The sequence below is a fragment of the Rhizobium sp. CB2179 genome (assembly GCF_057653455.1).
Window position 1 is genome coordinate 523,875 of the sequence record NZ_CM172781.1, and the last position, 26,108, is coordinate 549,982.

Sequence of the window (26,108 nt, forward strand, 5' to 3'; positions counted from 1 at the left end):
TCAAGCGAGAACACGTTTCAGCAACGGTACGAACCGCACGACGATCTGGTCGAAGGCGATCATGGCGACAATCGCGAGCCCGCTCATCGGGAAGGTGACGGCGAAGATCCCGACGATCACCCACAGGCCGTAATAGATCGAAGGCTTCGGCGGCATGGGTGGCACGCCGAGGCGGCCGATCGGGCGCCGTTTCCACCACATGACGATAGCGGTCACGCAACTGAGCACAATTGCGAGGCATGTTGCGAGCATCAGCAACTGGTTGAAACGCCCCCATTCCTGTCCTTGGTGGACATTGATGCCCCATTCGATCGCTTTGCCGAGGAACGGATATTGATCGAAGCCGATATCGATCAGTGGTTTGCCGGAATACTGGTCGATATGGAGCGTGCGTTCGTCGGCAAGATCGTCGGGAAAGAGCGAGGCTGTATAGACGCCCGTCTCGTCGGAGGGGATCGCTAGGTCGAAGCCCGGCGCCATGCCCAGCCGTTTGGCGGTCTCCACGGCTTTTTCGAGGCCGATTGGCCTGGCTGATTGCGCTGCGGCGATATCGGAAAGCGGAACGGGCGCCTTCTCGACGATCCAGCCGCTGTTCGGAAGGATATCCTCGGTGACTTTCCGCGACTTCGGCACGTCGCCCCAGAGCTGGACCGGATAGCCGAGGCCATGTTCGGTCAGCCAGGCATTGGCGTTCGCCCCCCAATAGCCCGACCATGGCATGCCTGACATCGCAAGGAAGAAGATCAGGATGCCGGCGAAGGCACCGGTCACGGCATGCAGGTCGCGCCAGAAAACGCGGCGGCCGGACGTTCCCCGCACGCTGATAACGCCGCCCGTCTGGCGTCGCGGCCACCAGAGATAGATGCCGGTGACGACGAGCACCATGGCAAAGCCGCCGGCAATTTCGATCAGCCGGTTCGTTATGGTGCCGAAATAGGCGAGGCTGTGGATGCGCTTGACGACATAATTGAACTCGTCGGTCGATCCGACCACATCGAGCACCTTGCCGTCATAGGGGTTGACAAAGACCAGCATCGAGCCGGCATCGCTGGAGAGGGTGACGATGGCCGATCGCTCGGGCAGGACCGGGTCCTTGTAAGATGTCGCGGTTGAGCCCGGCACGGCGGAGGCGGCGCTCTCTGCGATCCGCTCCGGCGACAGCGCTTCGCCAGCCGGCTGGACACTGTAGCGGTAGCCGAAGAAGGTGCTGTTGATCTCGTCCTTGAAGAGATAGAGCGATCCGGTAACGGCCAGATTGAGCAGGAAGGGTATGACGAGAAGCCCGGCAAAGAAATGCCAGCGCCAGATGGCACGGTAGAGCGAAACGCCGTTTGCGGCGTCCTCTGCCGGTTCGGCAGCAGTAATAGTCGACATGAGAATGGATCCGTATCCACGACCGACGGCACGCATGCAGGTCGGCCGGCGTTGAAAGGCGCGTCACGGCGCCTGCCGCAACGCGAAGTTCAGGCAGGGATCGGATCGGAAGGAGGCGCCCGAGGGCCGGTATTGGGCGGGAAAAGCTGGCGATGGAAGGCCTCGGCCGGAATCGGCAGTTCAACCGTAGCCGCAAAGTGTATGGCGGAACCGGCGATGTCCGTCGGCGCCGGCAGGAGGATGGAGGCGCTGATCCGGCAGGCTTCGCAACCATGCGAATGCGCCTTGTCGTGCTGCTCCTGACCGGATGTGTCTGTCGTGGTGACGCAAAGCGTCGGCAGCGTCCCGTCCGGAAGCACATATTGCGCGAGTTCAGCCGGATCGAATTCGCCGGCTGCTGCGAGAGGAACCTGATGGGCGAAGCCGACGAACACCAGTGCGACCGCGCACAGGATGCGCAGCGCCCATTGTTCGATCTGTCTCGTCCGTCTGATCAAGATTCCCTCTTGGATCGCTCCGATCGGACGTTTGATAAACGCCGCCCCCTCCATATTCAATGCGTCAATTTCGCAAGCCGGTCAGGGGCGATCAGGCATCCGCCGTCGCATCGGCGGTTCCGGCCAGCGGATCGTCCTCGAAGGGATCGGCGGCGCGTTTCGGCTTGACCAGCGGTTCGGGGCGGACAGGGTGGGAAAACAGCATGTCGCGCCCGGCCTGCAGTCCTTCGGACACCTGCAGCACCAGGCGTGCCTCGTCGCGCTTGCGGATATCCTCGCCGATTTCGTAGGCGTCGACCTCGGAAACGCCGAGCGCCTCCAATGTTCGCCGTCCGAAGAGTAGGCCCGATTCCAGCGTTTCGCGCAGCTCGTAGTCGATACCCTTGTTGCGCAGTTCGATCGAATGGATGCGGTCGTAGGAGCGCACGTAGAGCCGGGTGTGCGGATAGTCGGCCTGCACCAGCTCCACCACCTTGTCGGTGATTTCCTTCTTCTGCGTGCAGACCAGCACGATCTTCGCCCGGTCGATGCCGGCCGAGCGCAGCACGTCCTTGCGGGCGCCGTCGCCGAAATAGATGCGGAAGCCGAAGGAGGAGGCCTGGCGGATGCGGTCGGCGGAAAAATCGATGACGGTGACGCTACGCCCGCCGGCAAGCAGGATCTGGGCGGCGATCTGGCCGAAACGCGAGAAGCCGACCATCAGCACGTCGGCGCCCGCGCCCTCGAAATCCTCGTCCAGTTCCTCCTGTTCGTCGCCGTTGAGCAGCCGCTTCGAAAGGGCCGAGCCGATCGGCGTCAGCGCCATGGACAGCGTGACGATCGCGACCAGCAGCGAGGCTGTGCTCGTCGACATCAGCCCGGCCGCACCCGCCGTGGTAAACAGCACGAAGCCGAATTCGCCGCCCTGCGGCAGCAGGAAAGCGATGCGGATCGCATCGTCGTGCGAAGAGCCGGAGATCCGGCAGATCCCGTAGATGACGATCGCCTTGACGGCCATGACGATCGGCACGGCGACGATGACGAAAAGCGCGTTGTCGGCGAGAACGTCGAGCTCCAGCGACAGGCCGACTGCGATAAAGAAGATAGCGAGCAGCACGCCGCGGAACGGCTCGATATCTGCCTCCAACTCGTGCCGGTAGGAGGATTCGGCCAGCATCACGCCGGATAGGAAGGCGCCCATCGCCATCGAAAGCCCGGCCAGCTGCATCAAGCTCGCCGATCCCATGACGACGAAGAGGGCAGCCGCGATCATTGCTTCGCGCGCGCCGGTCCGGGCGATGATCTGGAAGAGCGGCGTCAGCAGGTAACGTCCCATGACGATCATCGCCGCAACCGCGCCGACGGCGATAGCGAAATCGAACAGTGGCGCGTTGCTGCCCTTATCGCCGCCGTCGAGGATGGTGATCAGCGCCAGCAGCGGCACGATCGCCAGGTCCTGGAACAGCAGCATCGAAAAGGAGCGTTGCCCGTATCTGGTATTGACGTCGCCGTCGCCCTCGAGGATCTGCATGGCGAAGGCGGTTGAAGACAGCGCCAGGCCAAATCCGGCAACGATGCTGCCGCGCCAGTCGAGAACCTGGGAAAACCAGGCAAGCGCGGTCAGCGCTAGCCCCGTCAGCACCACCTGCGCCGCGCCGAGGCCGAAGATGTCGCGCCGCATCTGCCAGAGGCGGGTGGGTTTCAACTCCAGTCCGATGATGAAGAGCAGGAAGACGACGCCGAGTTCGGCGACGGCGAGGATCTGTTCGCCATCGGTGATGCCGTGGAAGACCGGGCCGATGACGATGCCGGCGGCGAGATAGCCGAGCACCGTGCCGAGCCCGAGTTTCTTGAAGATCGGCGCGGCGACCACCGCCCCGCCAAGCAGCAGGATCGTTTCGGAAAAAAAGGCATTGGACGCTGACATGCTGGCAATTTCTCTCGACGGCGGGGAGCAAGCAGGCAGCCCCGATAAAGAATCGGTGACGGCGGCCTTGATGCTTGGGAGAGTGCACAATAAATGGAAGCCGAAGGAAAGGCCAAATCATGTCCTCTGAAATTGATTCCTCGACACTTCTTTCCCGCGCAAGTCAATTGATCGATCTGGCAAGGAAGGCAGGGGCCGATGCCGCCGACGCCGTCGTCGTCCGGTCGCGCTCGCAATCGGTGAGCGTCCGCCTCGGCAAGGTCGAGGGCACGGAATCCTCCGAAAGCGACGATTTCTCGCTGCGTGTCTTCATCGGCAAGCGTGTCGCCAGCGTCTCGGCCAATCCGGGCTTCGATCTTCAGGCGCTGGCCGAACGCGCCGTCGCCATGGCCAAGGTTTCTCCGGAAGACCCCTTCGCCTGCCTGGCGGATGAGGCGAGTCTTTCGAGATCCTATCCCGACCTGCAATTGCTCGATACCACCGAGGTCTCCTCCGAGATGCTGCGCGAGGCGGGTCTTGCCGCTGAAGCAGCAGCTCTTGCGGTCAAGGGGGTTACCAATTCCTCCGGCGCCGGCGCGTCGGCCGGCATGGGCGGCCTCGTTCTTGCCACCTCGCACGGTTTCGAAGGCAGTTACATGGCCTCGCGTTTCGGCCATTCCGTCAGCGTCATCGCAGGTGAAGGCACCGGCATGGAGCGCGACTATGATTATGACAGCCGTCTCTATTATGCCGAGCTCGACGATCCCGCTGAAATCGGCCGTCGCGCCGGCGAACGGGTGATCAAACGGATCAATCCGCGCCAGGTGCCGACCGGCAAGGACATCACCGTCATCTTCGATCCGCGTGTCGCCCGCGGCTTCGTCGGCCATATCGCCGGTGCGATCAATGGTGCTGCCGTCGCCCGCAAGTCCAGCTTCCTGCGCGACAAGATGGGTCAGCAGATCCTGAAGTCAGGCCTGTCGATCACCGACGATCCGCTGATCGTGCGCGGCCCTTCCTCGCGGCCCTTCGACGGCGAGGGAGTGTCCGGCGAGCGGCTGGTGATGATCGAGGATGGTGTTTTGAAGCACTGGTTCCTCTCGACCTCGACCGCGCGCGAGCTCGGCCTCGAAACCAACGGCCGCGGCGTGCGCGGCGGCACCGCCGTCTCGCCTTCTTCCACCAATCTTGCGCTGGAACCCGGCGACATCTCGCCGGAGGATCTGATCCGCAGCGTTGGCAACGGTTTTTATGTGACCGAATTGATCGGCCACGGCGTCAACATGATCACCGGCGAATACAGCCGCGGCGCCACCGGCTTCTGGATCGAGAACGGCGAACTCACCTTCCCGGTCTCCGAGGTGACGATCGCCTCGAACCTCAAGGAGATGTTCATGCGCCTGACGCTGGCAAACGACATCGATCGCAAATTCGGCGTCGCGGCTCCCACGTTTGCCATCGAAGGCATGACGCTCGCGGGGCGCTAGAGCATGTCTCGCAAAAGTGTGCAGCGGTTTTGCGATAAAGACATGCGGAAAAGCAAAGACCTAAAGCGTGGCAAGCGAATCTGAAAGATCGCGACGCGCTTTAGAGCATGATGCCGAAAAGTGTGAGCGGTTTTCGGGCGAAATCATGCTCTCACTATTGAATTGAGAAATGGATTGATCTGATGAGCGACATGGAGAAAGCCCGCTGGCAGAGCGATCTCACGCTGATCGCCGATGCTGCGAAAGAGGCGGGCGCCGTCGCTTTCGGCTTCTTCAACCAGTCGCCTGAGGTCTGGTGGAAGAACGAGGACCGTTCGCCCGTCAGCGCCGCCGATTTCGCCGCCAACAAGACGCTCGAGACCATCCTGCGCAAGGCCCGGCCGGATTATGGCTGGCTGTCGGAAGAAACCGACGACGATGCCGACCGCCTTTCACGCGAAACGCTGTTCATCATCGATCCGATCGACGGCACGCGCGCCTTCCTCGGCGGGCAGAAGGTCTGGTGCGTCAGCGTCGCGGTGGTTCATCGCGGCCGGCCGGTCGCTGGCGTGCTCTATGCCCCGGCGCTCGAGGAGCTCTATGAGGCGGTCGAGGGCGGCGTGGCGCTGAAGAACGGCGTCCCCTTCACCGTCTCGGCGGCCGGACCGGAAGAGATGAGCCGCCTTGCAATCGGCGAAGACCTGCTGAAGACCTTTCCGACGGAATTCCGCGATCGGGTGACGCGCGAGAAATACATTCCCTCGCTGGCCTATCGCATCGCCATGGTGGCGGACGGTCGTCTCGACGGCACCTTCGTCAAGGGCAATTCACATGATTGGGACCTTGCCGCTGCCGATCTGATCCTCGTCTGTGCCGGTGGCGGCCTCGTCGACATCGAAGGCCGGCCGATTGTCTACAATCGCGCCGAAGTCACCCACAATGTCCTCTGCGCGGCCCCAACGCCCCGCATCAGTGAGTTCCTCGCGGCCTTTGCGGGGCGACGAGACAGTTGACGTTTCCGTCAAAATCCCGCAGATGGGTGGCGGAGGAGAATAGGCAGAAAGAGAAGAAAAAATGACTGACTCCGGTGACAAGAAGCAGCTTCTGCATCTCGTTTTTGGCGGCGAACTTGAAAGCCTCGATGACGTCCAGTTCCGTGATCTGCAGGGTCTCGATATCGTCGGCATTTTCCCGGATTATGCCACGGCGCTGACGGCCTGGAAGTCGAAGGCGCAGCAGACGGTCGACAATGCGCATATGCGCTACTTCATCGTCCACATGCATCGTTTGCTCGATCCGCAGGAAAAGCCCAAGGGCTGAGCTTAGCAAGTTCCGCCGGCCGGCCGCTCGTCGAGCGGAGCTTTGGTGCACCGGGCGCGCCCGTCGATCCGGATTGTTGGACGCATTCTGAACAAATTAATCGGCCATTGCGGCCGCAACGATAATTAGGGAATGGGTTTGATGTCGATCGGTTTTGATCGGAGGCTGGCGCGATGAGTTCCCGGATGGCGCGGTTCGGTCTGAACGCATACCGTCTGGCGGGAACCGTGGCCTCTCCAGTCGTCGGCCTCTATATCACCTACCGCACGGCCAAGGGCAAGGAAGACCGGGCCCGCCGCCTGGAGCGCTTCGGCTATCCGAGCGCCAACCGGCCGCAGGGCCCGCTCATCTGGTTTCACGCCGCAAGCGTCGGTGAAACCAACGCCGTCATCCCGCTGATCCGCGAAATCCGCCGCCGCGACATCCATGTCATCCTGACGACCGGCACCATCACCTCGGCCAAGCTCGCCGCCGAGCGCCTCGGCCAGGAAGCGATCCATCAATATGTGCCGCTCGACCTGAAGCCCTCCGTCAGCCGCTTCCTCGATTATTGGCAGCCCGATTGCGCCATCATCGCCGAATCCGAGATCTGGCCGGCAACGGTGCTGGAACTCGGCCGCCGCCGCATTCCGCAGATCCTGATCAATGCCCGCATGTCGGACCGCTCCTTTGCCCGCTGGCGCCGCCGCCCGGCGATCGCCGAAGCCTTGTTCGAGAATCTTGCCCTCGTCATCGCCCAGTCGGATGTCGATGCCGAACGTTTCCGCGATCTCGGCGCTGTGCCCGTCATCACCTCGGGCAATCTGAAGGTCGATACCGACGCACCGCCCTATGACAGCGCTGTCTTCGCCCGCTACAAGAAGCAGATCGGCGAGCGCAAGACCTGGGCGGCGATCTCGACCTTCGACGGCGAGGAGAACGCTGCCGCCATCGTTCACCGGGCGCTCAGGGAGCGCGACCGCCAGTTGACGATTATTGTGCCGCGCCATCCCGAGCGCAGCGACGAGATCGAGGCGGCCCTCGTCAAGCAGGGGCTGAAGGTCGCCCGCCGCACCCGCGACGATGTCTTGTCCGCCGATGTCGATATTTTCCTCGGCGATACGATCGGCGAAATGGGTCTTTATCTCCGTCTGACGGAAATCGCCTTCGTCGGCCGCTCGCTCTTTGCCGAAGGCGGCCAGAACCCGCTGGAGCCAGCCATGCTCGGCTGCGCCATTCTCTCCGGCGGCCATGTGCAGAATTTCCGCGATGCCTATCAGAAGCTTGCCCGCAGCGGCAGCGCCCGCATGGTGCGCGATACTGAAATGCTGGCCAAGGGTGTGCATTATCTGCTGATCAACGACGACGCCCGCCGCAACATGATCGAGGCCGGCATCACCGCCGTGCACGAGATGCGCGGCGCGCTGACGGCAACGGTAAAGGGGCTGGAACCCTATATCAATCCGCTGACGGTGAAGGCGCGGCTGCTGCCCAAGGCCGTGGCCCAGGTCTGAGGAGCGAAGATGTCGGCAGTGGCCCCTATCAAAGGCATTCTCTTCGACAAGGACGGCACGCTGCTCGACTATGACGAGAGCTGGCTGCCGGTCAACCGCGAGCTTGCCCGCATCGCCGCCAGAGGGGATGAGCTTCTCGCCAACCGGCTGCTGTCGGCCTGCGGCATGGATCCGGTGACCGGCCATATCGTTCCCGACAGCCTGCTTGCCGCCGGCAATACCCGTCAGATCGCCTCAGGCCTTGTTGCCGCGGGTTCGATGGTGGATGTCGACGAACTGACGGTCCGCCTCGACGACCTGTTTTCCAGTGCCGCCGAATTTTCCGTGCCGGTGACCGACCTCGCCGGCTTCTTCGAGCGGCTGCATCGGCGCGGCTTCAAGCTCGGTGTCGCCTCCAGCGACAATGAGCGGTCGATCCGCCAGACGGCGGAACGTTTCGGTTTTGCCCGCTATATCGATTACATCGCCGGCTACGACAGCGGTTTCGGCGTCAAGCCGGAGCCCGGCATGGTGCTCGGCTTCTGCGCTGCGACCGGTCTTTTGCCTGAAGAGGTCGCCATGGTCGGCGATAACAATCACGATCTGCACATGGGTCTGAATGCCGGCACGGGTCTCAGGATCGCGGTGCTGACCGGCACCGGTTCGCGGGAGACGCTTGCCGCCGCGGCCGATCATGTGCTCGACGATATCACCGCCATCGAGACGCTGCTGCCCGACTTGCAGCCGGCCTGACCGGTAAGGGCTTGCATTTTCACCGGTTTTGGCTTCTCAATCCGACCGGTCGAAAAGCAGGGGACTGGCTGTGGCTAAAGCAATTCCAGCAAAAGTGCACAGCGGTTTTGCCGGGAAAAGCGCGCAGCGACTTTCCCAAGGGATTGCGTGAGAACAAGCCGGGCAGGGGAGCGGGACGGCAAGATGATATCCGAAGCGCCACCGTTCTGGTGGAGGAAAGCCGATTGGCGGGCCTGGCTGCTGCTGCCGCTTTCCTTTCTCTATGGCCGTATCGCCGGCCACCGTATGGCCCATGCGCGCCGCGCTTCCGTTCCCATCCCGGTCATTTGCGTCGGCAATTTCACCGTCGGCGGCGCCGGCAAGACGCCGACGGCGCTGACGATCGCCCGTGCCGCCAGGGCGAAGGGGCTGAAGCCCGGCTTTCTCAGCAGGGGTTACGGCGGCTCGCTCGATGTGACCACCGTGGTCGATCCCGATCATCACCGGGCGATTGCCGTCGGCGACGAGCCGTTGTTGCTTGCCCAGGAAGCGCTGACGGTGATTTCGCGCCGGCGCGTCGAAGGGGCTGCACGGCTGGTGGCGGAGGGCGCCGATCTCATCGTCATGGATGACGGTTTCCAGAGTGCCCGTCTGGCGATCGACTATGCCCTGCTCGTCATCGACGCGACGCGCGGCCTCGGCAACGGCCATATCGTGCCGGGTGGCCCGGTCCGCGCGCCGATCCGCCAGCAGCTGCGGTCCGCGACCGCTTTGCTGAAGGTCGGCGGCGGCAATGCCGCCGACAGGATCGTCCGCATGGCGGCGCGCGCGGCAAAGCCCTATTTCACCGCATCGCTGAAAGTGCGCGGCGACAATACGCTGGCCGGCACCAAGGTGCTCGCCTTTGCCGGCATTGCCGATCCCGCCAAATTCTTCCGCACGGTCGAATCCCGCGGCGCCGAGATCGTCGTCGCCAAGTCCTTCGGCGATCACGAGCACCTGACCGAGGAGGAGATCGACGACATCCTGACAACCGCCGAGCGTCAAGGTCTCCTGATCGTCACCACCTCCAAGGATTTCGTCCGCCTGTCCGGCCATCAGGGCAAGGCGGCACGGCTCGTCGAAAAGAGCCGGGTGATCGAGGTCGACATGGTCTTCGAGGATCACCTCGCCCCCAGCCTGATCATCGACCGGGCGATCGTCGCCTGCCGCGAGCGGCGGCTGCGGGAAATGAAGGCTGGGGCTTAGAGCCCTTCCGGGTTAGATTGAAGCATTCTGCCGGAGCAGGTTTTCGTCAGGGCAGAGGCGATTGGCGAAGGGCATACCTCTTGGTACGTCCGAGCCGATCGCCTCTGATCCTGGCGCAAAGATGCCCGGCCCTTCGGGTTGGCTGAAACGGGCCGGCTGATCGACCGGCCGGCTTGGCCGTAGAGCTGGGCTACGACGCGCGCCGGCCGGTCGACCATCCGACTCCGTTTGAGCCAACAGAATGCTTCAATCTAACCCGGAAAGGCTCTAGGCTCGGTGGGGCGCAGAGCTCCATAGCCGGTATGTCGGAATTCATCGGAACTTGCTGCTGTCGTCATCGCATCACGGTATCAGCGCGTAATACGCATCATCACAAACCCTGCAGATTTGACCAGAAGCGTTCGAGGGCGGCTGAGCCGCTACCCTGCTTGCGGATAGCGAGGACGTTCAGGGTGACCTCAGCCTGTCGCGCGTCGACGATACAGAGTTCGTTCCGCTCTATCTCGCGGGTCGCAGAGCTTTCCGGCAGCCAGCCGATGCCTTTCCCCGCGAGAATCATGCGCTTGACCGACTCCGACATCGAGTTTTCATAGGTTACTCGAAAGCTCCGCCCTGTCTTCTGCATGTCGAGCATGAGCTGAGTTTGCACTTTTCCGAGAAAGCAGTCGGATGAATAGGCGACGAGAGGCATATCTTCGTTTCCGGGCCAAGTTGCCAAGTCGATGACCGGGTTTCCTCGTTGATCTGCCTTGCTGACGAGGTGGAAAGGATCGATTCTGATAACCTTCGAGGAGAACTGCCCGGTCTGCAGGACCGGTGGCCCGAACTCGTGGGAATAGCAAAAGGCGATGTCGCAGCGGCCGAGCGCAAGCGATTCTACGCAGTCGTAGAAGTCCGTCGCATGCATACGGGTTATGAAGGGACCGGTGCGTTGTTCGACGCTCGTAAGAAGATCGGGAAAGATACTAAGAGCGATGGTGTGCAGCGCGCTGAAGGTGAGCACCTCGATGCCGGCGCGTGCCTGTTGCCGGCATTCATCGCGGACGCGGTAGATTTCGCGCATCAACTCACGGCTCGACTCGAGAAACGTCTCCCCGGCGTTCGTTAGCCTGACCGGATAGGAGCTGCGATCGATCAGCGCGGCGCCGATCCAGTTTTCCAGCGCCCTTATTCTGCGGCTGAAGGCGGGCTGCGTCACATGTCGGGCCGCTGCCGCGGTAGAAAAGTTCCGCACGGCCGCGAGTTCCATGAAGTCTTCTAGCCAACCGAGTTCCATCACAAACCTTATGCAAATTTTGCATAACTTATCGGAAAACGGCATTTGCCGCAACGGAGCCTGCCTGTCAGCCTCGCTCTCAAAGGACGAGAAACATTGTCCGCAAAATGCCTCTTAAGATGGCTCGCTGATGCAGCCGCCACCTGTATTTCTTTGGGATTGATCTCATGCGCCAAGTCTATGTTAATGGGGACTATCTGCCTGAAACCGAGGCCCGGATTTCTGTCTTTGATCGGGGCTTTCTGTTTGCCGACGGGGTCTATGAGGTAACGCTCGTACTCGACCGTAAGCTTGTTGATTTTGCGGGCCATATGCGCCGCCTGCGCCACTCGCTCGGCGAACTCGACATGGCTTTCGCACTGACCAACGAGAAACTGCTGGATATCCATCGGGAACTGATCCGGCGGAACGATATCGAGGAAGGGCTGGTCTATCTGCAAGTGACCCGAGGGGCCGCTGATCGCGACTTTCTCTTTCCCGCCGATGCGACGCCCAGAACGCTCGTGGTTTTCACGCAGAAAAAATCGCTCGTTGATAGCCCATTGGCGGAGCGCGGGCTCCATGTCATCACGGTGGAAGATTTGCGGTGGCGACGTTGCGATATCAAGACGGTGCAACTCCTCTACCCCTCCATGGCAAAGATGGAAGCCAAGTCGCGCGGCGCCGACGACGCGTGGATGGTCAGAGATGGCTTTGTGACCGAAGGCTCATCGAACAATGCCTATATCGTGACCCTGGAGGGCACGGTTGTGACAAGGGATCTCTCAACCGATATCCTGCGCGGGATCACGCGTGAGGCTGTTTTGCAATGCGCACAGGATCTTCAGCTGAGAATCGAGGAGCGTCCGTTTACCGTCGAGGAGGTCGAGAACGCCGCCGAGGCGTTTTCGACCTCCTCATCCGGCCTGGTCAGTCCAGTCGTCAGGATCAACGAGCGGGTGGTCGGAAAGGGAACGCCGGGACCAATGGCAGCCCGACTTCGGCAGCTCTACCTTGAGCGAAGCCGAGCCTCGGCTATCTAGGGTAGTTCCAGCAAAAGTCCGCAGCGGTTTGCGTCCATTCGGACCTCTCCTGGAAAACTGAGGTGGGAATTCCAGTCTTCTAAATAAGCTCCGATGGACAAGCTCACAGTTAGAGCATTTCCGTTTTTCTCCGAATCACGGAAATGCTCTATCTTTTTGTTTTCACGCAAATCCGGACGCAAAACCGCTGCGCACTTTTGCTGGAATTGCTCTAGCGCCGCTGGTTCGGCAGCACGCCGGCGCGTTTGTCGGCATCGATGGCCGAGATCACGTCGGCATAGGGCTCCTGCCGGGCGACGCTCCAGTAGCGCAATTCGTCGAGCGGGATCTGTTTCCCCGTCATCGCGCAGACGACATAGGAGCCGGGTGAGAGAATCTGGAAATCGCCATCGAGATACCGGATCTTCGCCTCGCGGTTTCCGTGCCCTTCGAACAAATTCATGCGCTCCGTTCCCTGCCGTCTGTCATTAGAGCATGTCGCGCAAAAGTGTGCCGCGGTTTTGCGATCACGACATGCGGAACACCAAAGCCCTAAAGCGTGGCACGCGAATCTGAAAGATCGCGACACGCTTTAGTCTGCCATACTCCCGCAAGGGCTGCTTTTCCAGCTTTTTTAGCTTCTGCCGAAAAGCCGCTCGATATCGCTGAGCTTCAATTCGATATAGGTCGGCCGGCCGTGATTGCACTGGCCGGAGCCGGGCGTTACTTCCATTTCCCGGAGCAGCGCGTTCATTTCCTCCGGTCGCAGCCGCCGTCCCGAGCGCACCGATCCGTGGCAGGCCATGGTCGCTGCCACATATTCGAGCTTGGCCGATAGGCCCGACGCCGTGTCCCATTCGGCAATCTCGTCGGCAAGCTGGCGGATCAGCCCATGCGCATCGACCTCGCCGAGCATTGCCGGCGTTTCGCGTACGGCGATCGCGCCGGGGCCGAAACGCTCGATCGCCAGGCCGAGTTCGGAAAGCTCGGCCGCATGCTGCATCAGCCGGTCGCAATCCTCTTCCGGAATATCGACGATCTCGGGGATGAGCAGCACCTGCGAGGCCAGCCGCTTCGAATGCAGCGCCTTGCGCATCGCTTCGAAGACCAGCCGCTCATGCGCAGCATGCTGGTCGACGATGACGAGCCCGTCCTCGGTCTGGGCGACGATATAGTTTGCGTGGATCTGCGCCCGCGCCGCGCCGAGCGGATACCGTGCGTTTGGTTCGGGTGCTGCCGGCTGCGGCGAAAACTGCGGCTCGGCCCGCGCCGTCGGCATCGAAAGTCCGTCGAAGGACGCCTGTGGCCGCTCGCCGAAACCCGTTGTCGGCTGATAGGGCCGGGAGGGCGACGTTTCGGCCGACCATCCGCCCTGCGGCCGCTGGCTATTCGGCTGGAAGCCGGGGCGGAAGGAGCGCAGCATGTCGCTCGCGCCGGTGGTTGCCGCCCGGCTGCCGTCGCGCGCCAGGGCCTCGCGGATGGCGCCGACGATCAGGCCGCGCACCAGGCTAGGATCGCGGAATCGCACGTCGGATTTTGCCGGATGCACGTTGACGTCGACCAGAGCGGGATCGAGCGTGATCGCCAGCACCGCCACCGGATAGCGTCCGGATGGGATCGTCTCGGCATAGGCGCCGCGGATCGCCGAGAGGATCAGCTTGTCCTGCACCGGCCGGCCGTTGACGAAAGCGTATTGGTGGGCGGAGTTGCCGCGATTGAAGGTCGGCACGCCGGCAAAGCCGGTAAGCGCGATCTCCTCGCGCACCGCGTCGAGCGCAATGGCGTTGTCGCGGAACTCCTTGCCGAGCACCTGCGCCATGCGCGCCAGATGGTCGTCGCCGGTCGCCGGAAATTCCAGTGTCGTGCGGTCCGAACCCGACAGCACGAAGCGTACCGCCGGAAAGGCGATCGCCATGCGCTTGACGATCTCGGTAATGGCGCCGGCCTCGGCTTTCTCCGTCTTCAGGAATTTGAGCCGGGCGGGTGTCGCGAAGAACAGGTCGCGCACTTCGACGATCGTCCCGGGATTGGCGGCAGCCGGGCGCATATGCGCGATCTTGCCGCCGGCAACGGCAATCTCGTGGCCGCCTGTGCTGTCGCGCCTGCGGCTTGCAATGCTGAGCCTTGCGACCGAGCCGATCGAGGGCAGCGCCTCGCCGCGGAAGCCGAGCGTGCGGATATCCTCGAGCGTCTCTGAGATCTTCGAGGTGCAGTGGCGCCTGACCGCCAGTTCCAGATCGGCCGCGTCCATGCCCGAGCCGTTGTCGCTGACGCGCAGCAGCGCCTTGCCGCCGCCTGATGTGGCGATCTCGATGCGCGTCGCACCCGCGTCGAGCGCGTTTTCGATCAGTTCCTTGGCAGCGCTCGCCGGCCGTTCGATGACTTCGCCGGCGGCGATCTGGTTGATGAGCGTTTCGGAAAGCTGTCTGATGGCCATGGGCTATTTTCGGGGATTCGCGGGCCGGAGGGAAGGGGTTTCGACAGGCTTTCCCGAAACGTGATCCGGAGCTCCCCCAAATTTGGGAATAGGTAATGTTAAGCCGGTTTTAACATAAAAATGGCATTTCTAATCACATACCTCCGGAAGCTGCGAAATCGAACAGATGTGGGACGCAACAGAATGAGTGCCGGCTTCGAAAAGGCGGACACATCATCAGAAATCGATGGAACTCCCGCCGAGGCCGATCTGCAGACGGCGCTTTTCGATGTGGTGTGCGACAGCCTTTCCGCAGCTTTCATCATCTACGACAAGAATGATCATCTGGTCTTCGCAAGCCGCCAGATACTTGAATTCTTTCCGCTGCCGTCCGAAATGCTGAAGCCCGGCACGCGGCTTCGCGATTTCCTCGGCGCGATGTACGACACCGGCATTCGCCAGCAGTATGATGTCAGGCAGGGCGGCTCGCTGAGCCGCGAAGACTGGCTGTCACAGAAAATCGCCTCGCATTGGCGCGAGCGCTTCGATGCCGTCGAGCGCCACGGCGCCGACCGCTGGGTCCGCTTCGTCAAGCGCAGGCTGCCGGGCGGTTACGGCGTCAGCATCATCTCCGACATTTCCGAGAGCAAGAAGCGCGAAGAGCAATGGCGCTCCGATCTGGAGCGGGTGCAGCTCACCGAGGACATTCTCGACAATCTGCCGTTCCCGCTATTCGTCAAGGATCGCAACCTCAGCTATGTCGCGGTGAACCTTGCCTTCTGCGAGAAATATCAGACGAGCGCCGACGAGGTGCTCGGGCGCAAGAGCGGTGATCTTTTTTCAGAAGAGATCGCCAAGCGCTTCGAAGAAAGCGACCGCCATGTGCTGGAGACCGGCGAGATGTCCGTCTCCCGCCAGCGGCAGATCTCCCGCGACGGCATCGAGCGCGACATCGTCAGCCGCAAGCACCGCATCGGCAAGCCCGGCCGCTATTTCCTGGTGTCGACCATGCAGGATCTGCCGCGCGACGGCGCCGATCTCGACGAATTCGGCCAAGCGTCCGCGATCACCGCCTCCAGCAATCAAAGCTATCGCCGGGCCTATGTGCCGGTGCCAAGCGGCATCGAACGGCGCGAGCCGGCGGCGATGGAAGCGATCGTTCCGGAGAATTTCTCCGGCCGCAAGGTCCTCGTCGTCACTGCCGACCTCGCCGCCGAGACCGCCGCGCTGCGGACGCTGACGAAATACGGCTTCGAATCCTGCTCGGTCCGCGGTGAGGACGAAGAGGAGCGGTTCCTGGAAATCGCCACCTCCTCCGGCATTTCGCTCGATCTGCTGATCATCGACAACCAGATGGGCATGCGTTGCCTCGAACTTGCCGAACAATACGGTATTCCGGCGCTCGTCATGGACGGTTTCCAGATCGCCAACGAGCTCACCTTCCAGATCGCCCGCCATTTCAATCGCAACAGCCGCAACGCCGCCGGTTCGGATGCGGATTGGGAAATCAGCACTTCCGACGACGCGATTGGCCTGCAAGTTCTCGTCGCCGAAGACAACGATATCAACCAGATCGTCTTTTCGCAGATCCTCGAAGGTCTCGGCTATCGCCATATGCTGGCGGCGACCGGCGACGAGGCCGTGCGCCTCTGGGCCGAGCACCGGCCGCAGATCGTGCTGATGGATATTTCCCTGCCGGGCTTTAACGGCTTCGAGGCCGCGCGCCTCATCCGGCAGATGGAGGAAACCGGCGGCAGCATCCGCACCCCGATCATCGGCGTGCTCACCCAGGCCTTCGAGCGCGACCGCGCCGAATGCGTCAAGTCAGGCATGGACGACGTCATCATGAAACCCGTCAGCCCCGACATGCTGGAGACCATATTTCAGAAATACCTAATGAATGAGGCCATGCGGGCGCAAAACTGAAGCATGTCGCGGAAAAGTGTGCAGGCGCCAAAATACCCGTCAACTCCCTAGATTTTGGGGAGGTTCAGGCGGCTATGCCGCTGATTTACTATCGAATTGTTAAGACCTGCCGGTCATTCTTCTGCATGGCTCCGGAGGAAAGCTCGGGTTTGGATGATGAAATCGGCGGACATAGCTTTCTTGACCGTCGGTCAGAATGAGCTTCAGGCGATGGCCTATACCGATCCGCTGACCGGATTGGGCAATCGCAATCGCATGCGGGACAAGGTCTTGCAGATCTCCGCTGAGCGCGCCAGCGATCCGGCCCCCTTCACCATCGGTATCGTCAACCTCGACAGTTTCAAGCCGATCAACGATCTATTCGGCTCGACAGCCGGCGATGAAATCCTCTGCCAGGTCGCCCATCGTCTGAGGGCCTGTATTCCGGATGGCGCGCTGGTTACCCGCCACGATGGCGACGAATTCGCCTTCGTGCTGCCGTTGATCTTCGAGCGGGCGAGTGCCGAGAAATTCGGCCAGATGATCCGCGAGGTGCTGTCGGCGCCGTATGACCTCGGGGACCGCAATGTCCGTCTCTCCGCCTCCCTCGGCTTTTCCATCTATCCCTTCGCCGGAGAGGATTGCGAGGAACTGCTGAAGAGCGCCGAAACCGCGCTCTACCGTTCCAAGCGCCGCGGCCGCGGCCAGATCACCGTCTATTCGCGCGAGATCGCCCAGGAGATGAAGCGCGCCACGCAGCTGGAGCAGGCGCTCAGAAACGCCATCATCTCGGATGCTATCGATGTGCATTTCCAGCCGATCGTCTCGCTGTCCAACAATCAGGTCGTCGGCTTCGAGGCGCTCGCCCGCTGGAACGATCCCGATCTCGGCTTCGTGTCGCCCGGCGTCTTCGTGCCGCTCGCCGAAGAGCGCGGCTTCATCGATGCGCTGTCGGAGGCGCTGCTGCGCAAAGCCGCCGAAGCCGCACTTTCCTGGCCGCGCGAACTCTTCCTGTCGTTCAATCTCTCCTCGGCCCAGCTGATGGATCCGGGTACGAGCAGCAGCGTCCTGTCGATCCTCGGCCGCGTCGGCTTCGATCCGCATCGCCTGGAGCTGGAAATCACCGAGACCGCGGTGATGAGTTCGGCCGATACCGCTCACCGCATCATCGCCGATCTGCGTGCCGCCGGTGTGCGCATCTCGCTCGACGATTTCGGCACCGGCCAGTCGAGCCTCGGGCGCCTGCGCGACTTCATCTTCGACAAGATCAAGATCGACCGCGCCTTCGTCTCACGCATCAATTCCGATCGCGCCTCCGAACATATCATCAAGGCGATCCTCACCATGTGCGAAGGCCTGGAGCTGGAGGTCGTGGCGGAAGGCATCGAGGATTATGCCGAGGCGGTGAAGTTGCGCACGCTTGGCTGCGGCATGGGCCAGGGTTATCATTTCGGCCGTCCGGCCGACGGTATCGCCACGTTGCGCTTCCTGCACGAGAATTATTACGATCCGACCATGGTGGAGCGTGTCAGCGCATAAAGCCATGGCGCAGCATAAAGCGATGGCGCCCCTAGGAGCGCCATCGCCTACGCTATACTACCGCGCACGGATTACTTAGGCGTGGTCGAGCCTGTCGCCGTGGTATCTGTACCGGTCGCAGCCGGAGCCTTTTCGGCCGACTGCATTGCCAGCGTCTTGAACTCAGGTGCGGCCTTCAGCGATTCAGCCGTTTCACTGGTCGTCAGCTTGACGCTGCCGTCCTGAGTGTTTTGGGCGACGGTAATCTTTTCCATTGGCACGGCGACGTTCTTCTCGCCGATGCCGAGGAAGCCGCCGACACCAACGATTGCAGCAACAAAGCCGCCGTCCTTCTTCAGGATAAGGTCGTTGACGCTGCCGATGCTTTCATTGTTGCCGTTATAGACCGACTGGCCGATATAGGTGTTGGCGCTGACCTGGTCGGGAGACTGCTCGGTCAGATAGCCGGCCTGTGCCGTGTCTGCTGTCGGTGCTGCGGCCGGAGCCTGTGCGGCATCGCCTGCGGGTTTGGTGACGTCGGGCGTCATCGGCTTCGGTGCTGCCGGATCGGCGGGAGCCGCCTGGGTCGGCGCGGCCGGATCCGCAGGCTGCGGTGCCGCCTGCGAGAATGCCGCCGGTGCGAAAGCCGTGGCAAACAGTGCGCCAGCGGCAACGGTCGTCAAGAGTTTGCGTGTCATTTCGAACCTACCTTCGTTTTTCCCTAGAGTGATCGCTGACCCGGCAACACCTGTTTCCCAGGTCTCTTTGCCGCGCCGGTTCGAAAGGAAAATGGCTGGTGGCGCGATTGGTTCCGGTTGAAAACACGGAAAATTTCTCGATTTTCACGGAACATTTATCGAAGAGCTGCGGCCAAAACGAGAAAAAGGCGCCCCGATGGGGAGCGCCTCTGATCGCCGCTGGCAAGCAAAAATCAGATTACATAGACGGGATCGAACACGCCTTTGACGTCGATGCCGAGTTCCAGCAGCGCGCCGGCGCTCGGCTGCGCCGACCGCGCATCCTCGTCGAGCCCTTCCCAGGCAGTCGTCACCGCCAGCCGGTCGGCATTGACGCCGATGAAGGCAGGGCAGGACGGCTGGACGGCAGGAACCATATAGCGCGAGATGCGCAGACCGTCTGGACTATAGCGGTCGACGACGCCGGCGCCCCAGCGCGCATTCCACAGATAGCCGTCGGCATCGACGACCGAGCCGTCGATGCTGCCGGGGTCGTCCATGCTGTCGACGAGCACGATCGGCTCGCCCGAGGGCAGGCCGGTCAACGGATCGACCATAACGCGCATCAGCCGGTTGATGCGGGAATCCGTATAATAGCCAACCGTGCCGTCAGGCGAGAAGCAGATCGAATTCGGGATGCTGATGCCGTTGAAGATCTTCGTCACCTTGCCGCTCGCGACATGATAGATGGCGCCGGCCTGGTTTTCCGCCCGCTTGCTCATCGTGCCGATCCAGAGCGCGCCGGACGGGTGGGTGCGGCCGTCGTTCGAACGGTTTTCCGGCCTGTCGTTTTCGAGGGCGGCGTAGAAGGTGAGGTTGCCGCTTGCCACATCGCGCACGAAAAGCCCTTCCTCCGTCGCGATCAGCTGCCGCCCGGCATCGATGCGGGCAAGCACGCTCGCCATCACAGGCAGCGGATGCACCTTTTTCGCGGCCGTCGAGAGATTGAGCTCGTGCAGTTCCTTGCCGAGGATGTTGAACCACCAAACGGTATTGCTGTCCGGATCATAGGTCGGACCTTCACCGAGAACGGAATTGGTATTGCAAAGTGTTTTGCCCTCGAACTCATAAATATCGGTCATACGTTCACGCTCCCAATGGCTGCATCATAGGCGTAAATGGTCGCCTTGGCGCGCTCGGCAACCTCTGATGCAGTCATTCCTGGCTTGTAGATGCTGGTGCCGAGACCGAAGGCGAAGATGCCGGCCTTGGTATAATCGCCGAAATTCTTGTCCGAGACACCGCCGACGGCGGCAATCGTCAGTTCCGGCGGTAGGATCGCCCGGATCGCCGTGATGCCGGAAGGGCCGAGCACGCTGGCCGGAAAGAATTTGAGACCGGTGGCCCCGGCGCGCGCTGCCGCCAACGCCTCGGTCGGTGTAAAGACGCCCGGCATCGTCACCATGCCGTAGTCGCGCGCCCGGATGATCACCTCGGGCTCGACATTTGGCGTGACCAGCAGCTTGCCGCCGGCCGCATGTAGGCTGTCGACCGCCTCGACGGTCAGCACCGTGCCGGCGCCGATCAGCACTTCGGCCGGCGCCATCTTCGCGGCGATCTCGATGGATTTGAACGGTTCCGGCGAGTTGAGCGGGATCTCGATCGCCGTCAGGCCATTGTCGATCAGAGCACCGACGACGCTTTCGGTCTCGTCGGGCCTGATGCCGCGAAGGATGGCGATCAGCGGGCGCTTCATGTCGGGGAAGGGGATACGGTTCATCGTGTCAGCTTTCTCAATTCGGCCAGATGGCTTCGGCGGCAGCCGAAAGCCCGCGGCGCACGGCGGCGTCGGCGTCAATGGCGGTGAAGGCAAGGGAGAGGGTTTTGAAGGCCTGTTCGTAGAGCGCCTGCAGGCGCCCGGAGGCGACGAGGGTGATGGTGGTGCCGTTTGCCGCATCCTGCAGCGCCCCGGCGATTTCAAGGCCGATCAGCGTACCGGAAAGCCGGGCTTGCGCGGCAGCCGCAGAAATCCCGTGCAGGAGCTGACCGGAGCGGGCGGCAAAGAGCAGGTTGGAGGCAAGGGCCGGACGTGCGAAAGCGGCCGAGACCGCGGCCTCGAAGGCCGCCGCATCCGCCGGCTGCTCTTCCGCACCGGCAACGGCATGCGAAAGGATCGTGTGTTTGCTGATGACGTCGAAAAGCTCGCCGGTCATGAAGGTCGAAAAGCCGGTCACCTTGCTATCCGTCACATGCACCCATTTCGAATGGGTGCCGGGCATGCAGACCGCCTGCGCGCCCGCGCTTGCGCGGCCGAGCGCGCCGAGAAGCTGGGTTTCCTCGCCGCGCATGACGTCGGGCCTCGCGATGTCCCGCTGGGCAAGGCCCGGCAGAATGCGGATGTCGCGGCTTTCGCCGGGCACGGAGACCGCTCCGGTCAGGATCGAGGCAAGCGGCGCCGGCACGTCGATATAACCGGCCTCGACCCAGCCCTGCCTGGCGCCGGCCATGCCACAGACGATCACCGGCAGGTTTTCGGGTGCCTCGATGGCGGCGAGATGGCCGGCAAGCACCGCGGAAAAGCCGATCTTTGCCGCGCTCGTCATGCCTTCGCCGCTGCGGCGTTCGGCAAGGACGGTGCCGTCTCTGCTGATCAGCCAGAGCCGAAAGCTGCTGGTGCCCCAGTCCACCGCGACATAAGCGGGATTTGCCATTACAGAACACCTCCATCGACAATCAGGGACTGGGCGGTCATCGCCGCCGCACAGTCGGATGCAAGAAACAGGCAGGGACCGACGATCGCATCGGGTTTGAGCGCGACTTTCAGGCACTGGTCCTCGACTGAGCGCGCAATGCTCTCTTCGGTGAGCCAGTGCTGCATCTGCCGCTCGGTGACGACCATGCCGGGCAGGATGCAGTTGACCCGGATGTTCTCCGGCCCGAGCCTGCCCGCCAGGCTCTTCGTCAGCCCGACGACCGCCGCCTTGGCTGCCGCATAGGCGGGAAAGCCGCCCATGTTCAGCTTGAAGGCGATTGACGACATATTGATGATCGCCCCGCCGCCGGCCGCTCGCATCGACGGCACGACTGCCTGCGAGGTGAAGAACACATGTTTGAGGTTGACCGCCTGGTTGTTGTCCCAATAGGCCTCGGTCACCGCGTCGAATTCATGGCGGTCGTCCCAGGCGGCATTGTTGACCAGCACGCGGATCGGCCCTGAGCTAGCAATGACGCTATCGACCGTGCGCCGGATCGCCGCGATGTCGCGCAGGTCGGCATGGTGAAAGGAGACCGGATGCGTGGTCTCCCGCGACAGCCTTTCGGCGAGCTCGCGGCCGGCGGCCTCGGCGATATCGATGAACGAAACCTTGGCGCCTTGGCGCGCGAAACCTTCGACGATCGCAGCACCGATGCCCGATCCGCCGCCGGTCACCAGCACGGCTCGGTTTTTGAACTCGGGAAATTGTGCTGCTGGCATCATGGTCACCGTCGCCTCCCGACCTTATCGTTGTTCCATTATATGGAACTTAATTTGACTATATGGAATTATCGAATTACAGTGCCCTTTCTGTCAAGGGTGAGTGACGCGATGAATTCAAACGGCGACGGCGCAGCACAGGCACGCGAAACCGGCACGCTCGGCAAACTGATGGTTCTGCTCGATCTCGTCACCCATGCCGATGCGCCCCTGCGTTTCACCGACATCCTGGCCCTTGCCGGCCAGCCGCGCGGCACGCTGCATCGCCAGTTGAGCCACTTGGTGGAGGAGGGGCTGCTCGAGCTCGATGGCGACGGCCGTTATGCGCCCGGCCTGCGCTTGCTCGATTTCGCCGCGCGCAGCTGGGCGCGCAACGAATTTCGTCTGATTGCCGAACCACACCTTAGAGATCTGCAGCAGGCGACCGGCGAGACGGTCCATCTCGGCGTCCTCAGGGGCCAGTCGATCATCTATCTCGATAAGGTCGAGGGCCGTCAGCCAGTGCGCATGTATTCGCAGATCGGCAATGCCTCGCCCTGTTATTGCACTGGCGTCGGCAAGGCCGCCCTGTCGCTGCTGCCGGCCGAAAGCCTCGTCGATCTCATCGCCGGCCTGAGCTTCACCAGCTTTACCGCCTCGACCCATGTCTCGGCCGAAACGTTGCTTGCCGAAATCCGCGAGATTGCCGATCAGGGTTATGCCTTCGACCGCGAGGAGCATGAGGCCGGCATCCGCTGCGTTGCCGCACCCGTTTGGTCGGAGGATCGGACCTTTATGGGGGGCATTTCGATTACCGGCCCGGCCTATCGGTTGTCGATGGAACTTCTGCATCAATGGACCGTTCCCGTTCAACTGGCGGCTGTCAGGATCATGGAAGGCATGCGCGTCCGGCTCGGTCCGCGCCGCTGACGGAAAAAATCGCCGTCGGCTGCTGCTGCTGGACGTAATCGCAGAGCATGCTTATGATAAGCGCGATATTGAGATTTTCCGGCGAATCACCACAACTAGAACGGTCCGCGAAATCTACAACCATTCACCGGCCGAACGCTCGACGCTGAAGCCGATTCCAACCAGCGATCGTCGTTTCCCGATGCAATCGAGCCGGCCACGGCGGGCAGGTTTCGCAAACGGTTTGCCGGCCGCTGTGCCGAAGATGAAGAAATGTGATGGCACCCTTGTCGCAAACATCCACGGAAGAAGACGACTACGTTCAGGAAATAGCGGGCCTGAAGACCCAGTTCGATATTTTCCGTTTCATGAAACGGGTGACGGAAGCCTATCGCAGCCGTGCCTTCATGGTTCTCAACCTGCCGCCGATCACCTCCTTCGATCTTCAGGGCAGCACCGTCATCACCAGCTGGCCGGCCGAGCTTCTGGCGCTCTACGACCAGGAAGGCCTGATGGTGAACAGCCCGGTCCTCAGACGCCTCAGAACATCGGCGCGGCCCTTCTTCTACGACATGTCACGGCAGAACTTGTCGCGGGACGACGGTAAGTCCATTCTCGTCGCCTCCCTGTTCGAACGTTTCAAGATGATGCGCTGCGCCTATTTCCCGACGCATGAGCCCTCCGGCCTGCGCGGCGCCATCTCTTTCGCCGGCGACCGCGAGCCCTTCAGTCCGGCCGAGATGCGTGAGCTCTGCTACATTTCCATCCATATCTTTGACAGGCTTGCCGAGATCCGCAACCTCGATACGCGCATGACGGATACGCTGACCGACCGCGAGATCGATTGCCTCAACTGGACGGCGGCCGGCAAGACCAGTGCTGAAATCGCCGAAATCCTCACCCTGTCCGAGCATACGGTCAATCACTACCTCAACCGTGCCACCAAGAAGCTCGACACGGTCAACCGTACCCAGGCGGTCGCCAAGGCGTTGCGCATCGGCCTGATCAAATAAGTTGCAAAAAACAACCGAGTGCTTTCGAAGCCGCCCAGCGCATAGGCAAGTCCTTCCCGTTGGAAGCCTGTCCCGAGCGCTTTTGCCCTGTTTTTCCTGATTTTCCATCTGGCACGCTTTCTGCATCTCTTCTGCGAGAGGTCCAGAGGGGACTTTGAGACCAGCGCCAGAAAATGGCGCGGCCGACACACCGCTGCCCGACGCCGATGCCGCTTTTCTTCCGGCCCTTCGGTGTCGGCGGCGGTTGTTGCGTTTTGGCACCGCTTCTTTCCCGGCTGTTGGCGATTCATCTTCCGCGTTCACTTTTCGCTGGTCTTTTCTTCGGCTTGCTCTAGTTCGCCCCGGATTGCGCCGGTTCTCGGGGAGACCGTTGCGGCCATCAGGGCGAAAGCCCGGCGGACTTGATGGCCGCAACGGATTGCCAATTCTCCCCGGCGCTCTTTTGGCGCACCGGATTTTCCTCCCGATGATTTTGTTTGGCGAAGGCTTCCGTCTCCACTATCTGTGATCTGCAAGAAGCAGTGAGGGTGGAATGGCCGACGTCACCAAGGAACAAGTTCTCGAAACGCTGAAGACAGTGCGTGGACCGGATCTCGAGCACGATATCGTCGAGCTCGGCATGGTTTCCGACGTCTTCATCTCCGACGGCAAGGTTTATTTCTCCATCACCGTCCCGGCCGATCGCGCCAAGGAGCTGGAGCCGATGCGGCTCGCCGCCGAACGCGTCATCAAGGAAATGCCAGGCGTCAAGGGTGCCCTCGTCACACTGACGGCGGACAAGAAGGCCGCCGCCGCCGCTCCGGCTGCCCGCCCTGCGGCGAACCCGCCTCACGGTCATGCCGGGCACGATCATGGGAGTCATGCTCACGCTCCTCAACAACCGCCGCGCGCCGGCAAGATCGGTGTGCCCGGCATCGGCGCGATCATCGCCGTCGCCTCGGGCAAGGGTGGGGTTGGCAAGTCGACCACCGCCGTCAATCTCGCACTCGGCCTGCTCGCCAACGGCCTTCGTGTCGGCATTCTCGATGCCGATATCTATGGTCCCTCGATGCCGCGGCTGCTGAAGATATCCGGCCGCCCGACGCAGATCGACGGCCGCATCATCAATCCGATGGAGAATTATGGCCTCAAGGTCATGTCGATGGGTTTTCTTGTCGACGAGGAGACGGCGATGATCTGGCGCGGGCCGATGGTCCAGTCGGCGCTGCTGCAAATGCTGCGCGAAGTCGCCTGGGGCGAACTGGATGTCCTCGTCGTCGACATGCCGCCCGGCACCGGCGACGTCCAATTGACCATGGCCCAGCAAGTGCCGCTTGCCGGCGCCGTCATCGTCTCGACGCCGCAGGATCTCGCGCTGATCGATGCTCGCAAGGGCCTCAACATGTTCCGCAAGGTTGAGGTGCCGGTGCTCGGCATCGTCGAGAATATGAGCTATTTCATCGCCCCGGATACCGGCACCCGCTACGACATCTTCGGCCATGGCGGCGCCCGCAAGGAGGCCGAGCGCATTGGCGTGCCCTTCCTCGGCGAAGTGCCGCTGACGATGAACATCCGCGAAACCTCCGACGCCGGCACGCCGCTTGTCGCCTCCGAGCCGAACGGCGTCGTCGCCGGCATCTATCGCGGCATCGCCGCCAAGGTTTGGGAGCAGGTCGCCGGCCAGCCCCAGCGTCCGGCACCGACGATCGTCTTCGAATAATGCATGCCGCCCGGAAGTGTGCAGCGGTTCCGGGATAAAGGCACGCATCACAACAAATGCATGTCGCCCGGAAGTGCAGCGGTTCCGGGATAACGGCATGCATAAAACAAAATGCATGTCACCGGGACGTGTGCAGCGGCTAAAGCGCGGCGCTTTAGCGGCCCGAATCGCCGCAGCGGATACCCCAAATTGTGGGGGAAACGTGGTGAAAAGCCGCGCTTCACGGAAGATGTCTTGATTATTTCA

23 protein-coding genes are annotated in these 26,108 nt (G+C 62.1%); 12 read left to right on the forward strand and 11 right to left on the reverse strand.

From position 1 onward, the window contains the following. From AC244Q_RS02550 to AC244Q_RS02560, 3 genes are all read right to left on the reverse strand, one after another. On the reverse strand, positions 1 to 1,374 hold the full coding sequence (locus tag AC244Q_RS02550; RefSeq protein WP_113547268.1) for a PepSY-associated TM helix domain-containing protein: 1,374 nt from the start codon (positions 1,372 to 1,374) through the stop codon (positions 1 to 3). Between the two features lie 89 nt (positions 1,375 to 1,463). Continuing rightward, a complete protein-coding gene (locus AC244Q_RS02555) occupies positions 1,464 to 1,871 on the reverse strand; it encodes a hypothetical protein (RefSeq protein WP_113547277.1) in 408 nt (135 codons plus the stop codon). Positions 1,872 to 1,962: 91 nt separating this feature from the next. Continuing rightward, the gene (locus AC244Q_RS02560; protein WP_113547269.1) at positions 1,963 to 3,777 is read right to left on the reverse strand and encodes a monovalent cation:proton antiporter-2 (CPA2) family protein; all 1,815 of its coding nucleotides are present in this window, start codon (positions 3,775 to 3,777) and stop codon (positions 1,963 to 1,965) included. 119 nt (positions 3,778 to 3,896) lie between these two features. Here AC244Q_RS02560 and AC244Q_RS02565 point away from each other — a divergent pair, with 119 nt between their 5' ends. From AC244Q_RS02565 to lpxK, 6 genes are all read left to right on the forward strand, one after another. Continuing rightward, positions 3,897 to 5,243 (forward strand): TldD/PmbA family protein, encoded by a 1,347-nt coding sequence (locus AC244Q_RS02565; RefSeq protein ID WP_113547270.1) that lies wholly within the window; start codon positions 3,897 to 3,899, stop codon positions 5,241 to 5,243. Positions 5,244 to 5,425: 182 nt separating this feature from the next. Continuing rightward, positions 5,426 to 6,235: a 3'(2'),5'-bisphosphate nucleotidase CysQ gene (locus AC244Q_RS02570; RefSeq protein ID WP_113548595.1), complete on the forward strand. Its 810-nt coding sequence runs from the start codon at positions 5,426 to 5,428 to the stop codon at positions 6,233 to 6,235. Positions 6,236 to 6,296: 61 nt separating this feature from the next. After that, positions 6,297 to 6,542 (forward strand): DUF4170 domain-containing protein, encoded by a 246-nt coding sequence (locus AC244Q_RS02575; protein ID WP_003545820.1) that lies wholly within the window; start codon positions 6,297 to 6,299, stop codon positions 6,540 to 6,542. 173 nt (positions 6,543 to 6,715) lie between these two features. Continuing rightward, positions 6,716 to 8,035 (forward strand): lipid IV(A) 3-deoxy-D-manno-octulosonic acid transferase, encoded by a 1,320-nt coding sequence (waaA, locus tag AC244Q_RS02580; RefSeq protein ID WP_003556858.1) that lies wholly within the window; start codon positions 6,716 to 6,718, stop codon positions 8,033 to 8,035. A gap of 9 nt (positions 8,036 to 8,044) precedes the next feature. After that, the gene (locus tag AC244Q_RS02585; protein WP_113548596.1) at positions 8,045 to 8,767 is read left to right on the forward strand and encodes an HAD family hydrolase; all 723 of its coding nucleotides are present in this window, start codon (positions 8,045 to 8,047) and stop codon (positions 8,765 to 8,767) included. Between the two features lie 183 nt (positions 8,768 to 8,950). Then, positions 8,951 to 9,994 carry a tetraacyldisaccharide 4'-kinase gene (gene lpxK, locus AC244Q_RS02590; protein WP_113548597.1) on the forward strand — a complete coding sequence of 348 codons (1,044 nt, stop codon included), beginning with the start codon at positions 8,951 to 8,953 and terminating at the stop codon, positions 9,992 to 9,994. Positions 9,995 to 10,364: 370 nt separating this feature from the next. Here the strand turns inward: lpxK and AC244Q_RS02595 are convergent, their stop codons facing one another. Further along, on the reverse strand, positions 10,365 to 11,243 hold the full coding sequence (locus AC244Q_RS02595; RefSeq protein ID WP_162770465.1) for a LysR substrate-binding domain-containing protein: 879 nt from the start codon (positions 11,241 to 11,243) through the stop codon (positions 10,365 to 10,367). Between the two features lie 194 nt (positions 11,244 to 11,437). Between AC244Q_RS02595 and AC244Q_RS02600 the strand changes: the two genes are divergently transcribed. Then, positions 11,438 to 12,292: a D-amino-acid transaminase gene (locus tag AC244Q_RS02600; RefSeq protein WP_113548460.1), complete on the forward strand. Its 855-nt coding sequence runs from the start codon at positions 11,438 to 11,440 to the stop codon at positions 12,290 to 12,292. Positions 12,293 to 12,503: 211 nt separating this feature from the next. On the opposite strand, the gene AC244Q_RS02605 is transcribed toward AC244Q_RS02600, so the two are convergent. Beyond that, positions 12,504 to 12,734: a DUF2093 domain-containing protein gene (locus AC244Q_RS02605; protein ID WP_003545832.1), complete on the reverse strand. Its 231-nt coding sequence runs from the start codon at positions 12,732 to 12,734 to the stop codon at positions 12,504 to 12,506. 171 nt (positions 12,735 to 12,905) lie between these two features. Further along, positions 12,906 to 14,708 carry a DNA mismatch repair endonuclease MutL gene (gene mutL / locus AC244Q_RS02610; protein ID WP_113548459.1) on the reverse strand — a complete coding sequence of 601 codons (1,803 nt, stop codon included), beginning with the start codon at positions 14,706 to 14,708 and terminating at the stop codon, positions 12,906 to 12,908. A 183-nt stretch (positions 14,709 to 14,891) separates the two neighbouring features. On the opposite strand from mutL, the gene AC244Q_RS02615 reads away from it, so the two are divergent. Beyond that, positions 14,892 to 16,613, forward strand: a complete 1,722-nt coding sequence (locus AC244Q_RS02615; RefSeq protein ID WP_113548458.1) for a response regulator — start codon at positions 14,892 to 14,894, stop codon at positions 16,611 to 16,613. A 153-nt stretch (positions 16,614 to 16,766) separates the two neighbouring features. Next, the gene (locus AC244Q_RS02620) at positions 16,767 to 18,131 is read left to right on the forward strand and encodes a putative bifunctional diguanylate cyclase/phosphodiesterase (RefSeq protein WP_012756227.1); all 1,365 of its coding nucleotides are present in this window, start codon (positions 16,767 to 16,769) and stop codon (positions 18,129 to 18,131) included. 71 nt (positions 18,132 to 18,202) lie between these two features. Here the strand turns inward: AC244Q_RS02620 and AC244Q_RS02625 are convergent, their stop codons facing one another. From AC244Q_RS02625 to AC244Q_RS02645, 5 genes are all read right to left on the reverse strand, one after another. Next, positions 18,203 to 18,808, reverse strand: coding sequence for a PRC-barrel domain-containing protein (locus tag AC244Q_RS02625; protein ID WP_012756228.1), 606 nt, complete (start codon positions 18,806 to 18,808; stop codon positions 18,203 to 18,205). Between the two features lie 233 nt (positions 18,809 to 19,041). Next, on the reverse strand, positions 19,042 to 19,929 hold the full coding sequence (locus AC244Q_RS02630; RefSeq protein WP_012756229.1) for an SMP-30/gluconolactonase/LRE family protein: 888 nt from the start codon (positions 19,927 to 19,929) through the stop codon (positions 19,042 to 19,044). Further along, positions 19,926 to 20,567, reverse strand: a complete 642-nt coding sequence (locus AC244Q_RS02635) for a 2-dehydro-3-deoxy-6-phosphogalactonate aldolase (protein ID WP_012756230.1) — start codon at positions 20,565 to 20,567, stop codon at positions 19,926 to 19,928. Before AC244Q_RS02635 ends, AC244Q_RS02630 begins: the two co-directional genes overlap by 4 nt. 13 nt (positions 20,568 to 20,580) lie before the next feature. Then, positions 20,581 to 21,498: a 2-dehydro-3-deoxygalactonokinase gene (locus AC244Q_RS02640; protein WP_128407394.1), complete on the reverse strand. Its 918-nt coding sequence runs from the start codon at positions 21,496 to 21,498 to the stop codon at positions 20,581 to 20,583. Further along, positions 21,498 to 22,265, reverse strand: coding sequence for an SDR family NAD(P)-dependent oxidoreductase (locus AC244Q_RS02645; protein WP_206641114.1), 768 nt, complete (start codon positions 22,263 to 22,265; stop codon positions 21,498 to 21,500). Before AC244Q_RS02645 ends, AC244Q_RS02640 begins: the two co-directional genes overlap by 1 nt. Before the next feature lie 108 nt (positions 22,266 to 22,373). Here AC244Q_RS02645 and AC244Q_RS02650 point away from each other — a divergent pair, with 108 nt between their 5' ends. The 3 genes from AC244Q_RS02650 to AC244Q_RS02660 all read left to right on the forward strand — a co-directional run bounded on the left by AC244Q_RS02650 (position 22,374) and on the right by AC244Q_RS02660 (position 25,862). Beyond that, positions 22,374 to 23,171 carry an IclR family transcriptional regulator gene (locus AC244Q_RS02650; protein ID WP_012756233.1) on the forward strand — a complete coding sequence of 266 codons (798 nt, stop codon included), beginning with the start codon at positions 22,374 to 22,376 and terminating at the stop codon, positions 23,169 to 23,171. Between the two features lie 257 nt (positions 23,172 to 23,428). Beyond that, positions 23,429 to 24,163, forward strand: a complete 735-nt coding sequence (locus AC244Q_RS02655; protein WP_012756234.1) for a helix-turn-helix transcriptional regulator — start codon at positions 23,429 to 23,431, stop codon at positions 24,161 to 24,163. 532 nt (positions 24,164 to 24,695) lie between these two features. Beyond that, positions 24,696 to 25,862 carry an Mrp/NBP35 family ATP-binding protein gene (locus AC244Q_RS02660; RefSeq protein ID WP_012756235.1) on the forward strand — a complete coding sequence of 389 codons (1,167 nt, stop codon included), beginning with the start codon at positions 24,696 to 24,698 and terminating at the stop codon, positions 25,860 to 25,862. Positions 25,863 to 26,108: the final 246 nt, after the last annotated feature.